At 42.5% G+C, this 13,390-nt stretch carries 16 protein-coding genes; 1 reads left to right on the top strand and 15 read right to left on the bottom strand.

Annotated elements, in window-relative coordinates; translation table 11 throughout:
- Positions 1–11: 11 nt before the first annotated feature.
- The 8 genes from MKY00_RS23745 to moeA form a co-directional block, all read right to left on the bottom strand.
- Positions 12–797 carry a glucose 1-dehydrogenase gene (locus MKY00_RS23745; protein ID WP_000286661.1) on the bottom strand — a complete coding sequence of 262 codons (786 nt, stop codon included), beginning with the start codon at positions 795–797 and terminating at the stop codon, positions 12–14.
- Between the two features lie 13 nt (positions 798–810).
- Entirely contained in the window at positions 811–1,668 is an 858-nt protein-coding gene (gene glcU / locus MKY00_RS23750; protein ID WP_000350851.1) for a glucose uptake protein GlcU, read from the bottom strand.
- 36 nt (positions 1,669–1,704) lie between these two features.
- Positions 1,705–2,124, bottom strand: a complete 420-nt coding sequence (locus tag MKY00_RS23755) for a DUF3888 domain-containing protein (protein ID WP_000717592.1) — start codon at positions 2,122–2,124, stop codon at positions 1,705–1,707.
- Between the two features lie 93 nt (positions 2,125–2,217).
- Positions 2,218–2,451 (bottom strand): molybdopterin converting factor subunit 1, encoded by a 234-nt coding sequence (moaD, locus tag MKY00_RS23760; RefSeq protein WP_016718701.1) that lies wholly within the window; start codon positions 2,449–2,451, stop codon positions 2,218–2,220.
- 2 nt (positions 2,452–2,453) lie between these two features.
- Complete coding sequence (gene moaE, locus MKY00_RS23765) at positions 2,454–2,918, bottom strand: molybdopterin synthase catalytic subunit MoaE (protein WP_000185933.1); 465 nt, start codon at positions 2,916–2,918, stop codon at positions 2,454–2,456.
- A 157-nt stretch (positions 2,919–3,075) separates the two neighbouring features.
- Positions 3,076–3,870, bottom strand: coding sequence for an RNA-guided endonuclease TnpB family protein (locus MKY00_RS23770; protein WP_016718702.1), 795 nt, complete (start codon positions 3,868–3,870; stop codon positions 3,076–3,078).
- Positions 3,871–3,915: 45 nt separating this feature from the next.
- On the bottom strand, positions 3,916–4,434 hold the full coding sequence (gene mobB, locus MKY00_RS23775) for a molybdopterin-guanine dinucleotide biosynthesis protein B (protein ID WP_016718703.1): 519 nt from the start codon (positions 4,432–4,434) through the stop codon (positions 3,916–3,918).
- Positions 4,404–5,693: a molybdopterin molybdotransferase MoeA gene (moeA, locus tag MKY00_RS23780; RefSeq protein ID WP_016718704.1), complete on the bottom strand. Its 1,290-nt coding sequence runs from the start codon at positions 5,691–5,693 to the stop codon at positions 4,404–4,406. The genes mobB and moeA overlap by 31 nt, the downstream gene beginning before the upstream one ends.
- 83 nt (positions 5,694–5,776) lie before the next feature.
- On the opposite strand from moeA, the gene moaC reads away from it, so the two are divergent.
- Entirely contained in the window at positions 5,777–6,262 is a 486-nt protein-coding gene (gene moaC / locus MKY00_RS23785) for a cyclic pyranopterin monophosphate synthase MoaC (RefSeq protein WP_000094140.1), read from the top strand.
- A 38-nt stretch (positions 6,263–6,300) separates the two neighbouring features.
- On the opposite strand, the gene MKY00_RS23790 is transcribed toward moaC, so the two are convergent.
- The 7 genes from MKY00_RS23790 to MKY00_RS23820 all read right to left on the bottom strand — a co-directional run bounded on the left by MKY00_RS23790 (position 6,301) and on the right by MKY00_RS23820 (position 13,238).
- Complete coding sequence (locus MKY00_RS23790) at positions 6,301–7,314, bottom strand: molybdopterin-synthase adenylyltransferase MoeB (RefSeq protein ID WP_016718705.1); 1,014 nt, start codon at positions 7,312–7,314, stop codon at positions 6,301–6,303.
- 16 nt (positions 7,315–7,330) lie between these two features.
- Entirely contained in the window at positions 7,331–8,344 is a 1,014-nt protein-coding gene (gene moaA, locus MKY00_RS23795; protein WP_001157146.1) for a GTP 3',8-cyclase MoaA, read from the bottom strand.
- Positions 8,345–8,470: 126 nt separating this feature from the next.
- Positions 8,471–9,919, bottom strand: coding sequence for a BclA C-terminal domain-containing protein (locus tag MKY00_RS23800; protein WP_341035456.1), 1,449 nt, complete (start codon positions 9,917–9,919; stop codon positions 8,471–8,473).
- Positions 9,862–11,994, bottom strand: a complete 2,133-nt coding sequence (locus tag MKY00_RS23805; protein ID WP_341035288.1) for a beta strand repeat-containing protein — start codon at positions 11,992–11,994, stop codon at positions 9,862–9,864. The genes MKY00_RS23800 and MKY00_RS23805 overlap by 58 nt, the downstream gene beginning before the upstream one ends.
- Before the next feature lie 292 nt (positions 11,995–12,286).
- Positions 12,287–12,610, bottom strand: a complete 324-nt coding sequence (locus MKY00_RS23810) for a hypothetical protein (protein ID WP_001110853.1) — start codon at positions 12,608–12,610, stop codon at positions 12,287–12,289.
- Between the two features lie 23 nt (positions 12,611–12,633).
- Positions 12,634–12,855: a spore germination protein gene (locus MKY00_RS23815; RefSeq protein ID WP_000512597.1), complete on the bottom strand. Its 222-nt coding sequence runs from the start codon at positions 12,853–12,855 to the stop codon at positions 12,634–12,636.
- Between the two features lie 77 nt (positions 12,856–12,932).
- Positions 12,933–13,238: a rhodanese-like domain-containing protein gene (locus MKY00_RS23820; RefSeq protein ID WP_000141203.1), complete on the bottom strand. Its 306-nt coding sequence runs from the start codon at positions 13,236–13,238 to the stop codon at positions 12,933–12,935.
- Positions 13,239–13,390 lie beyond the last annotated feature (152 nt).

The raw sequence follows: 13,390 nt of genomic DNA on the forward strand, positions 1-13,390 counted from the left end.
GTCCTTTTCTATTACCCACGCCCAGCTTGAAACGATGGATATAACGTCATTCCACCATCTGCAAATAGCGTAATTCCAGTTACATAACTCGCCTCTGAGGAAGCCAGCCACGTTGCTACCGCTGCAATTTCTTCTGGTTTTCCAATATAGCCCATCGGTATCATACTTTCTACGTCAGCACGTTTTTTAGGATCAGCAAACTTTTCTGCATTAATCGGCGTATTAATTGCACCTGGTCCTATATTATTTACTCGAATACCTTTTGGCGCATATTCCATCGCTAACGTTTCTGTCATCAGTTTCATACCGCCCTTACTTGCTGCATAGTGCACGAACAAGGGCCACGGAATTTTCTCATGAACACTAGACATATTAATGACAGACCCTTTAATATCATGTTCTACAAAATATTTAATCGCTTCTCGGCTTCCTAAAAAAGCACCTGTTAAATTTGTGTTAATTACCCGATTCCAATCTTCAAGCGGCATTTCATGCGATGGTACCGCATTTTCTATCCCGGCATTATTAATCATAACGTCAAGCGTACCAAACTCTTTTACAGCAGATTGAATGAGATTCACCACATCTGATTCGACTGTTACATCACCTTTTACAGCAATCGCTTCTCCGCCTACCTTTTTAATTTCTTCTAACACATCATTCGCTTCTGATTCTCGTGAGCGATAGTTAATTACTACTTTTGCTTTCTCCGCAGCAAACCTTACTCCTATCGCTCTTCCAAGACCAGTTGCTGATCCTGTAATAACGACAACCTTTCCTGCTAAATCACTATACATTCCAATACCTCCTTTAACTTTTTGCTATACCTAACATAATTCCGGCTGCAATAATAAAAACGATACCGACAACAATCCCTGTTAATTGGCGTTTCGTTTTTCTTTCACCTAATATAAGAATCCCGCCAAGCGTCGAAATAATAATTCCCATTTGCGATAGCGAAAAACTTGTTGCCACTCCGACACGCGGTTGCGAAATGAATAAAAACATATTTCCAGCTGCCCAAATTAATCCTGGAATAATATTTCGTATTGCATATTTATTAAATGGATGATGTTTAAACGTAAGCAAAATCCCTCCTAACACCATACCAACTGCTTGTGGCAACAAAGCTGACCAACCATCTACGTTAAACAGTCTAATCACTACTACGTAAACTAAATAACCGACTGTTGAAATCAATAAAATGATAATGCCCCTTTTAAAATTCCCCGCTTGCTCTGCATTCTTTTCTTCTTCACTTTGAAGCGATGTTAAAATAACACCGATAATAATACAAACGAGAGCCAATACACCAAGGACGACTGATATTGTTGTGGACCACTCATGAAATACGATGACTCCAAATAAAGTTGTCGCAACTAATTGAAGTCCTGTTGAAATGGGCATCGTCCTTGAAACGCCCATTAAATCAATACTTTTTAATTGATTCGCCTGACCAAGCGCCCAAAATAAACCTGATACAATCCCAACTCCGATAACAGTAGGAGTCAATACTGGTTTCATAAAAATATAAACAACAATTGAGAAAATAAGTGCGCCAAACGTTGTTCCGAGCGTTTGGCTATAAGGCCCTCCGCCCAGTTTCACGTTAAATAGCACAATACTTCCCCAAAATATAGCTGGTAAAATCGCTAAAAATATATCCATCGCTCATTACCTTTCTTTACTAAATGTCATAGGTTATCACTCTGAATCAGTAGAGTGAGCTTTTATTTTTTCTTTTTGACGTTCACAAACCTTTTCTGCAATAGCACCAGAAACATTCTTTTCCCGCTCCACTTTCTTTATCTTTACGTGATCTAAATGATCCTCCAAAGTAAGTGTAACTTTATCATTCGGCGGATTATGCGCACCTTGGAACGTAAGAAATTGTAGCGTAATTTCAAATCTAGGAACGAACTCACCGTTCTTGCCGAGACGCTTTATATTTATAACTGAAGCACATTCATATTGATCTTCTGTCACTTGCCTAATAACTGAATAGTACCTATTCGATAGTGCACTCTCTAAAAGTTGTTCTCTTGATTCTTTTGCGAAAGAATCACTTGGAGAAGAGAAAAAAGCCACACATAGCATTGTTATAACTGCACATATTTTTTTCATAGTTCCCTCCTTGTTCTATACATTAGTGTTCTCAAAACTGCCATAAAAAAACGACTTTCCCTATGTAGGAAAGTCGTTTTAATAAATCCAATATTAACCACCGCTCACTGGTGGGATAAGTGCAACAACATCACCAGATTGAATCGTATCATCTTCATTTGCATATTCTTCATTAATCGCAACCATAATTGGTGTCGATACTAGCACATGATATTCAGTTGCAACAATATCTTTTAACTCTGCAACCGTAATATTTTCTTTCTCTATTTGTAATTCACTTCTTCCTGCTTCTTCTTGCAAGTTCGCAAATAACAATACTCGAATCATACTTATAACTCCTTCCCAGGCTCTCCCGCCGGATATGGCGTTTTTTCTAATTGATCGCCAATCCAAGAGTCTCCATCTTCCCAAAACTCTTTTTTCCAAATCGGAACAATTTGTTTTATGCGTTCCATAATATATTCATTTGCTTCATAAGCCGCTTTACGATGCGGCGTTGAAACAGCCACAACAACCGCGATATCAGAAATTTGCAGTGTACCGATGCGATGTGTAATCGCAACGTGTGTACCTGGCCATTTCTCTTTCACTTCTAATCCGATTTTCTCTAGCATCTTTTCTGCCATCGTTTTATAAGCGACATATTCTAAGTATAATGTACGACGCCCTTTCGTAAACTCTCTAACCGTTCCAATAAATGTTGTAACAGCACCACATTCGCGGCGAATTACTCTCTTCGCTACCTCTTCAATGGAGATTTCTGTATCAATTACTTCATAATACGTATTTGTCATTTCGCACTGCTACTAAAAATATAGACAAATGTATATTCTTAGAGTATTCCTGCTTCTACGTGCCCTGCCTCGCTAATCACTCTTGCTACTACAGTTTGCTGTGACACTCCACAGGCGTAAATTCCGATGTAGCCCACCGTACATATATACAATCTATTTACGTTAGTATTGTATATTTTTTTGCTTGTAAAAGGTTGATTGACGCATTCAAATCTCTATCCATTACATTTCCACAATCACATGTATATACTCGGTCAGACAGCTTTAAATCCGACTTTTTTTGACCGCAACATGAACATATTTTAGAAGATGGATAGAATCTGTCCACTTGCCGTAGTTCAATTCCATATTCCCTACATTTCGTTGATAACCATGTTTTAAAAGCATAAAAACATTGTTGCGCTACAGCTTTAGATAGATGTTTGTTCTTCATCATACCTTTCACATTCAAATCTTCTACTGTAATAAACGTTGGCTTGGTTTTCACCACATCATTTACAATAGACTTTACATACGCTAATCGAATATTTGCTAGCCTAGCATGTAGTTTTTGCACCCTAAGAATATTTTTGTTTATATTCGCTCTTTTATTAGTAACAGGTTGTTCACCTCTCTTTCTTATATTTTCAAATTTGCGTGATAAAGAGCGTTGTTCACGTTTTAACCGTTTTTCTATCTTTTTTACTTGTACTGTTCTATTTATATTTTTGTGAGTTTTTCCATCGCTACGTACAGCGAAGTCTTTAATTCCCAAATCAATTCCTATACCTACTGCATTGAGAATTGAATTTGGTTTTACCTCTTTCACTTCACAGAGTATAGAAACATAGTATCTTCTTCCTTTTGGGTTTCGGTAAGCAGTTAAAGCACCTTGATTGTCCCACCTTCGTAATGTCTTAACAGAAACATTAAGAAGCATTTCTGAAAATTCTTTCGGTTTATATTGTTTCATAAGTACTTTTTTATTATATATGCCTACTTTTGTCTATGTTTTTGTTTACTGTTTCTTTCTCCTTACCGTTTGTACAAACCAATCTATATACAAATCTTCTTCTGTTATATGAAATACTTTATATTCTTCTCGTAAGTGTGCAGGAGCATCATACCACGTAATAACCGCTACTATATTTTCTACTTTATGTAAAAGTTCAACGTCTTCTTCAGAACGAAGTAACACCACTTTCGGATAGCTCTCTTTTTTATAGCCCTCGATTACAATTGTATCTACTTCAAAAAACTCATATAGGCGAATAATTTCTTGCAAAGACCATTCTTCTCTTAATGACGACATGGAAAGTAATCCAGCGCCTTCTACACTACTTACGATCGCACCGGCCTTTCGGTGCCTTTCACTATCTTTTTGCGCTACTTCTGGAAAACCTCCGTGTCCGTGATGTTTAATGGTAGCAACTTTTATTTCACTTTCGGCTAATGCATGCACCAATTTCTCAACAAGTGTTGTTTTCCCACTATTTTGATACCCTACTATTTGTAAGATTGAAGGGGCTTTGCCCATGGCCAATCACATCCCTCAGCGTGCTCTAACAATAATACAGAAACTTTCATCCCTGCCTCAAAGCCTCTCGTTCCTCCAGGTAACACAATAAAAGCATTCGCATCTGCAAGTGAAGATACCGCACTCGATTTATCTAAACCGACCGGCATCGCTTGTAATGCCCCGTCCACGATTGTCACCTTTGCTCTTACAAAACGAGTAAACGGATTCGGCTTTGGAAAATCCTTTTGTAAAATAGCATCTGCTCTATATACGTGAGGTTCTTTCGCATACAAATATGTTTTTATAACCGGATGCACAAATAGCTCAAATCCTACGTAACAAGCTGACGGATTCCCTGATAAACCGAAAAGTAACTTTCCATCAACTTCAGCTACGGTCGTTACACTTCCTGGTCTCATCGCTATTTTATTAAAGAGTACATTCGCTTGTAATCTTTCATAAATAGCTGGCAAGTAGTCATAATCTCCTACCGACACACCGCCTGTCGTAATTAAAATATCAACTTCATCCATCGCTGATTGAACAGCTGTAAAACATGCATCTAACTCGTCGGCAAGTTGGCCATAATACCGAACTTTACCTCCGGCTTTCATAATTTGAGCAGCAATCATATAAGAGTTACTATTTCTAATTTTCCCCGGCTGTAACGACTCATGTACTTCTAACAATTCACTTCCTGTCGTCACAATACCAACAACAGGCTGTTTTACAACTTTCACAGTACTATATCCAAACGTCGCTAATAAGGCCGCAACACCTGGATTAATTGCAACACCTTTCTGAACGAGAACTTGATTTTGCTTTATATCTTCTCCTTTAAATGACACATTGTCACCACTATGAAACGGACGCTTTAACTTCATATATGTTTTTCCGTCCTTCTCAAAACCTTCCGTCAGCTCTAGCATTACGACTGCATTACAATCTGCTGGAATAGCTGCTCCTGTCATAATACGAACCGCCTGAAAAGATCCTACTGCATCTAGAAAAACAGACCCCGCTCCAATTTCTCCTATTACTTCAAACTCAATTGCATTCTCTTGATTTGCTTCTTTCGTATCTTCCGCTCGAATTGCGAAACCATCGTAAGGAGAACGATCAAAATGAGGAACGTCATGATCAGAGACAACATCCTCCCCAAGAATTCTCCCGTAACTTTCCGTAATAGAAATCTCTTCTACTTCACCAATTTTCGCGTATTCCATTACTCTCTCTACTGCCTCAGCAACTTGAATCGGAATTCGTTTTTCTACCATCGTTTCTCACCCCATATTTGCAATTTTTTTTATCTCGATTAAACTTTATATATTAAATAGAAATTACTTCAAGGAGGAATTCCATGTCTTCATTCACACACTTTAATGACCAAGGACGCGCGAAAATGGTTGATATAAGCGACAAAAAAGCAACCGTTCGAACAGCAATTGCGTGCTCTAGCATTGTCGTTACAAAAGAAATTTACGATAAAATCTCTCATAATGAAATTGGGAAAGGTGACGTATTAGCAGTTGCACAAATCGCTGGTATTATGGCTGCAAAACGCACTTCTGACATTATCCCAATGTGCCATCCTTTATTATTAAAAGGTGTTGACGTTTCTTTCGATTGGAAACAATCCGATGAACAATATCGATTACTGATTGAAGTAAAAGTTAAAACAGAAGGTAGCACCGGTGTTGAGATGGAAGCTTTAACAGCTGCTTCCGCTACCGCTCTTACTGTGTACGATATGTGTAAAGCTGTTGATAAAGGTATGATTATTGGCGAAACGTACTTACTTGAAAAAACAGGCGGAAAAAGTGGAGATTATGCGAGAAAGTCTTAACCTTCTTCCTGTTGAACCTAAAGGACTTCCCTTTAGGTTCAACCTATATATCTTGCATATAAACGTTTTGCTACATTTATATCATTCGTCCCATGAATAAAAGCTCTGCCATCTGTAAATAAAACGAAACGAAATTCCTCTACTAGAAAAGATACTAAATACGGAGTAGCCTTTACATCCACACTTCTTTGTAAGCGCTTTTTAATTTCTTCTAAATTAAATTCATTCCGCACACCTGGACGGATTTGTACTGTATTTCGTCCACATAACACTTCTGTTTTCGTTTGTGCTTCAAATGTTAAACTCGGATATGTACGTAATCTTCCGCAAGATAAACACGTTTCTTTTTTCTGCCTATTCACTTTAAATGCCATCTGTTGATTATTCCAGAGATCAAACGATAACATCGTTTCGCGAAGTGCCCCATAGTCTTCTACTAATATTTTCAGCGCTTCCGTTATTTGATGCGCAACTACTAATTGTACTGCCGGCTGTATAATACCAGCCGTATCACATGTTGCTCCGCTCGCCGGATGCTCCATTAAACAGCGGAAACACGGTGTTTTTCCTGGTAAAATTGTATACGTTACTCCGTAGCTCCCAACGCAACCACCATATATCCACGGAATATTATACTTTTGTGAAATATCATTAATAAGAAGACGCGTTTCAAAATTATCTGTCGCATCTAATATTAAATCTACACCCTTCACTAGCTCTTCCATTTCTTGCACTGTTACATCCGTCACAACCGGATTTATTTCCACCTCAGAATTAATCGCTTTTAAATGCTCTGCCGCTGCTACCGCCTTCGGTTTATACTGCGTTGCGTCTTCTTCTGTATATAATTGTTGCCTTTGTAAATTGCTCCACTCTACATAATCACGATCCGCAATTGTTATTTTTCCAACACCTGCTCTAACAATCGCTTCTGCATTTGCTGCGCCAAGAGCTCCCGCACCAATAATAAGCACATGCTTCTCTCTAATTTTTCTCTGTCCTTCTTCTCCAACACCAGAAAATAATATTTGCCTTGAATATCGCTCCTGCATACGATAGCCTCCTTTCTTATCCTCCTATATAAGACATTTCAATTTTCGGACGATTTTTTGCACTTTCTTCCGTCCGTTCATCCGAATACCTATCTTTTCTATTCATCCATACATCTTGTATAACGCTTACTAACTCCTCATCTGAAAGATTTCCTCTAAGAAGTTCCCTTAGGTCGAGTCCCTCTGTCGCAAATAAGCAAGTATAAAACTTTCCATCTGCTGAAATTCTCGCTCTTGTACAAGAGGAACAAAAGGACTCAGAAACAGAAGTAATAAAACCGACTTCAGTATTTGTTCCAACGTAACGATATCGCTTCGCAACTTCACCAAAATAATGTGCTTCAACTGGCTCAAGCGGATACACGCGATGAATCATCTCAATTAACTCTCGTTTCGTAACGACTTGATCAAAGTTCCATCCATTTGTACTACCAACATCCATAAACTCAATAAACCTAAGCGAGATTCCTTGCTCTTTAAAATACGCAGCCATCGGAAGTACTTGATGATCATTCATCCCTTTTTTCACAACCATATTTACCTTTACATCAAGCCCGGCCTCTTTTGCAGCCATAATTCCCTTTATAACAGGTTTCGTATTAATATTCCGGCCATTAATAGCCTTAAATACATCATCATCTATTGCATCCAAACTAACATTTACTCTATGTAATCCAGCTTCTTTTAATACTTTTGCTTGCTTCGTTAAATGAATTGCATTGGTCGTTAACCCTATATCTAATAGCCCGTCAATTTTCATGAGACGTGCAATAAGTTTTGTTAAATCTTTACGAAGTAGTGGCTCGCCACCAGTAAGTCTAATTTTTCGTACACCGATACTAACAAATAATCTTGCCAATCGCTCAATTTCATCAAACGTCAGTAAAAACTCATCTTTCAAAAAAGCATAATCTGGCCCAAACACTTCCGCTGGCATACAATATGTACATCTAAAATTGCAACGATCAATGACAGATATACGTAAATCTTGAAGCGGGCGTCCAAAAAAATCTGTAACCATCTCCTGCATCGCCACCCTCCCTTTCTGCCAAATTTCTCTCTTTTCATTCTATTATAATATATTTTCGAACTGCGATGTTTTTGCTCTAACAAATAAAAAGCCTTGAAGCATAAAAGTTTCAAGGCTCTCCTCTTATCAACTTAAGCGAATAATTGTCAATACAGCCCCCGGTGTAGTCGTTGACAATGTCGCAATAGCAATTAAACCAAATAGCTGCAAACTTATAGTCGCTCCTGCTGGAATACTTGCAATAACCGTAGCGCTAAACGCAGTTGTAGCTACTGCTGGTGAATTAACAGTTCCAGACAAAGCAGCTCCATTAACAATTATTTGCGAACTTACTAATAGCGAAGCAGTTATATTAATTGTATATGAAATATAGTAATTGCCTGCATTTGCAACTGTAAATACCGTATTAGCACCATTTACAGTAATTCCTGGTCCAATATTTTGGTTATTTGGTAAAGGAACATTCGTCCCACCTAAAACAACCGATATAGCTGTTCCCGATGTATTATTAGCAAAAGCATACGTAGCCGTGGTACTAACTCCAGTCGTTCCAGTACTTCCCGTGGCTCCGGTACTTCCTGTCGGGCCGGTGCTTCCCGTTGACCCTGTATTTCCTGTTGCTCCGGTACTTCCCGTGGCTCCGGTTACTCCCGTTGATCCTGTGCTTCCTGTTGGGCCCGTATTTCCGGTGACTCCGGTACTTCCTGTTGCTCCCGTACTTCCCGTTGCTCCCGTACTTCCCGTTGCTCCCGTACTTCCCGTTGCTCCCGTACTTCCCGTTGCTCCCGTACTTCCCGTTGCTCCCGTACTTCCCGTTGCTCCCGTACTTCCCGTTGCTCCCGTACTTCCCGTTGCTCCCGTACTTCCTGTTGGGCCTGTGCTTCCCGTTGATCCTGTTACTCCCGTTGATCCTGTGCTTCCTGTTGGACCCGTATTTCCGGTGACTCCGGTACTTCCTGTTACTCCCGTGCTTCCCGTTGGACCAGTGTCTCCTGTTGGTCCTGTATTTCCCGTTGATCCTGTACTTCCCGTTGGGCCCGTATCTCCCGTGGCTCCGGTTACTCCCGTGGCTCCGGTACTTCCTGTCGGGCCGGTGCTTCCCGTTGACCCTGTATTTCCTGTTGCTCCGGTACTTCCCGTGGCTCCGGTTACTCCCGTTGATCCTGTGCTTCCTGTTGGGCCCGTATTTCCGGTGACTCCGGTACTTCCTGTTGCTCCCGTACTTCCCGTTGCTCCCGTACTTCCCGTTGCTCCCGTACTTCCCGTTGCTCCCGTACTTCCCGTTGCTCCCGTACTTCCCGTTGCTCCCGTACTTCCCGTTGCTCCCGTACTTCCCGTTGCTCCCGTACTTCCCGTTGCTCCCGTACTTCCCGTTGCTCCCGTACTTCCCGTTGCTCCCGTACTTCCCGTTGCTCCCGTACTTCCTGTTGGGCCTGTGCTTCCCGTGGCTCCGGTTACTCCCGTTGATCCTGTGCTTCCTGTTGGACCCGTATTTCCGGTGACTCCGGTACTTCCTGTTACTCCGTGCTTCCCGTTGGACCAGTGTCTCCTGTTGGTCCTGTATTTCCCGTTGATCCTGTACTTCCCGTTGGGCCCGTATCTCCCGTGGCTCCGGTTACTCCCGTGGCTCCGGTACTTCCTGTCGGGCCTGTGCTTCCCGTTGATCCTGTTACTCCCGTTGATCCTGTGCTTCCGGTCGGGCCCGTATTTCCGGTGGCTCCGGTACTTCCGGTTACTCCTGTTACCCCGGTATTTCCTGTTGCTCCCGTACTTCCCGTTGGACCAGTGTCTCCTGTTGGTCCGGTACTTCCCGTAGATCCAGTACTTCCGGTTGGACCCGTATCTCCCGTTGCCCCTGTATTTCCTGTCGCTCCCGTACTTCCCGTTACTCCTGTATTTCCGGTTGGGCCTGTTACTCCCGTTGCTCCCGTACTTCCTGTCGGGCCCGTATCTCCTGTTGCTCCAGTATTTCCTGTTGGACCTGTTACTCCCGTTGAACCCGTGCTTCCAGTCGGACCAGTGTTCCCGGTTGGTCCGGTACTTCCCGTTGGTCCTGTACTTCCCGTTACTCCTGTGCTTCCTGTTGCTCCTGTACTTCCGGTTGGACCCGTATCTCCCGTTGATCCCGTATCTCCCGTTGATCCCGTGTTTCCTGTTGGGCCTGTGCTTCCCGTTGCTCCTGTTACTCCCGTTGCTCCCGTACTTCCTGTTGGACCAGTGTTCCCCGTAGATCCGGTACTTCCGGTTGGACCCGTATCCCCCGTTGCCCCTGTATTTCCTGTCGCTCCCGTACTTCCCGTTACTCCTGTATTTCCGGTTGGGCCTGTTACTCCCGTTGCTCCCGTACTTCCTGTTGGGCCTGTGCTTCCCGTTGCTCCTGTTACTCCCGTTGATCCTGTGCTTCCGGTCGGGCCCGTATTTCCGGTGGCTCCGGTACTTCCGGTTACTCCTGTTACCCCGGTATTTCCTGTTGCTCCAGTATTTCCTGTTGGACCTGTTACTCCCGTTGAACCCGTGCTTCCAGTCGGACCAGTGTTCCCGGTTGGTCCGGTACTTCCCGTTGGTCCTGTACTTCCCGTTACTCCTGTGCTTCCTGTTGCTCCTGTACTTCCGGTTGGACCCGTATCTCCCGTTGATCCCGTATCTCCCGTTGATCCCGTGTTTCCTGTTGGGCCTGTGCTTCCCGTTGCTCCTGTTACTCCCGTTGCTCCCGTACTTCCTGTTGGACCAGTGTTCCCCGTAGATCCGGTACTTCCGGTTGGACCCGTATCCCCCGTTGCCCCTGTATTTCCTGTCGCTCCCGTACTTCCCGTTACTCCTGTATTTCCGGTTGGGCCTGTTACTCCCGTTGCTCCCGTACTTCCTGTTGGGCCTGTGCTTCCCGTTGCTCCTGTTACTCCCGTTGATCCTGTGCTTCCGGTCGGGCCCGTATTTCCGGTGGCTCCGGTACTTCCGGTTACTCCTGTTACCCCGGTATTTCCTGTTGCTCCCGTACTTCCCGTTGGACCAGTGTCTCCTGTTGGTCCGGTACTTCCGGTTGGACCCGTATCTCCCGTTGAACCAGTATTTCCTGTCGCTCCCGTACTTCCTGTTGCTCCCGTACTTCCTGTCGGACCAGTGTTCCCGGTTGGTCCTGTACTTCCCGTTACTCCTGTGCTTCCTGTCGGGCCCGTATCTCCCGTTGCTCCCGTGTTTCCTGTTACTCCTGTACTTCCGGTTGGTCCTGTACTCCCCGTTGCCCCAGTATTTCCGGTTGGTCCTGTACTTCCCGTTACTCCTGTGCTTCCCGTTGCTCCTGTTGCTCCGGTACTTCCCGTTGAACCCGTGCTCCCTGTTGATCCCGTACTTCCCGTTGGACCTGTGTTCCCCGTCGATCCGGTACTTCCGGTTGGACCCGTATCTCCCGTTGCTCCCGTGTTTCCTGTTGGGCCTGTGCTTCCCGTTGCTCCTGTTGCTCCGGTACTTCCTGTCGGGCCCGTTACTCCGGTACTTCCTGTCGGGCCCGTTACTCCGGTACTCCCCGTCGGCCCCGTCGTCCCTGTCATTCCAGTTGGCACTGGAGGAAAAGTAGGACCAACAAGATCTGGTGATAACTTAAAATTAGAATGTATCGACCTTTTTATTTTTAAATTTTCATCATTTCCTTCCACTACTCCCACCACCTTCAACAGCAAAATACAATTACAAAATATGCTTCACATAAAGTGAAACTTTAATCACCCTCACCAATCGAACTTTAATAGGCAACCCGACCCCCACCTAACTTCTTTGCTTCCGCTGAATTTTGAGTGGGAATCTTACTGCCCATTAAAGTGGGATAAAAAATCACCTTCTATTTGAATTGTATTTTCCAAAGAGGTTTCCAATACTATTTTTCAAACAATTACTCTGCTTTTCATGCTACATAAGCTCTTCTTACAAATAAAAAACTCCCCTATGATTTTAGGGGAGTCCAGCAACTGAATCCATATTATCTGTATTAGGGACAGCTTGTGCTATACCCGATGCATTTACACTTTGCCCCATATTTGTTCCTGTTACAGTACCAGCAGGGGTGCCTCTTGTATATGTTGTCGTCACCGAATCACCCGGCTGTAAACAAAGCTTCGTTTCCGTCCCTATTACTGTAACAACGTCAATCCAAGTGCATCCCATTGAACCACTATAGGATTTCGAAGCAGTAAATGACGTATCACTCAAATTATCACCCGTAAATATATTCCCAGTGTTATTCACAATAACAAACTCTTTTATATGTGCTGGCATACTAACACTCTACCTTTCCTTTATTAACCCAATGTACGTGTACTCGTTGATAATGGTGGAAGAAATACTGATGTTCGAATCACCTCTGGTGGCTGCCTTTTTCCATTTAAAAAAATAGCCGCACTTGATCCTCCAGCACCCGCATAAGCTTTCGATACAGCAAAAGGCGCGATATTATAACAGTCGCCAACATTAACGGCTCCTGTATTGTTAATAATTTTCACTTTACGCATATTAATCCCCATTTACCTATCCCCCTTTTGTACACTGTATGCAAAAGAAAAAAACTTGAAACAGACTCGTTTCAAGTTTTTTAAACTACTTATTTCGTTTCTCCTTCATATTGAAGCATGCCGCCTACCATGTTCACTGTTTTAAATCCTTGCTCATTTAAATAATGGCATACATTTTCACTGCGCATTCCCGAACGACAAATAAAGATATATTCATTCTCTTTATCAAAGAAATCTACTTTATTTGGGATATCGCCCATTTTAATATGTACAGCTTCTGGAATTTTTCCTGCCGCTACTTCTTCATCTTCCCTTACGTCTACTAAAAATAACGTTTCTCCTTTTTCTAAACGCTCTTGCACCTCTTCTGTAGTAATTGTTTTAACTTCTGTCATATGTTGTTCCTCCTTATATAAAATAAAACCTTTATTTTCTTTTTTAACGAACATTCTCTATCAATTTTAGCACGCGAAAGAAAGAACGCAAAGAATCGAAAAACTATTTCTCAATTTTCTCGCAAAACTTATTCTTTACAAACATAACCCTT

The organism is Bacillus sp. FSL R9-9834 (assembly GCF_038006905.1).
Taxonomy (GTDB): domain Bacteria; phylum Bacillota; class Bacilli; order Bacillales; family Bacillaceae_G; genus Bacillus_A; species Bacillus_A pacificus.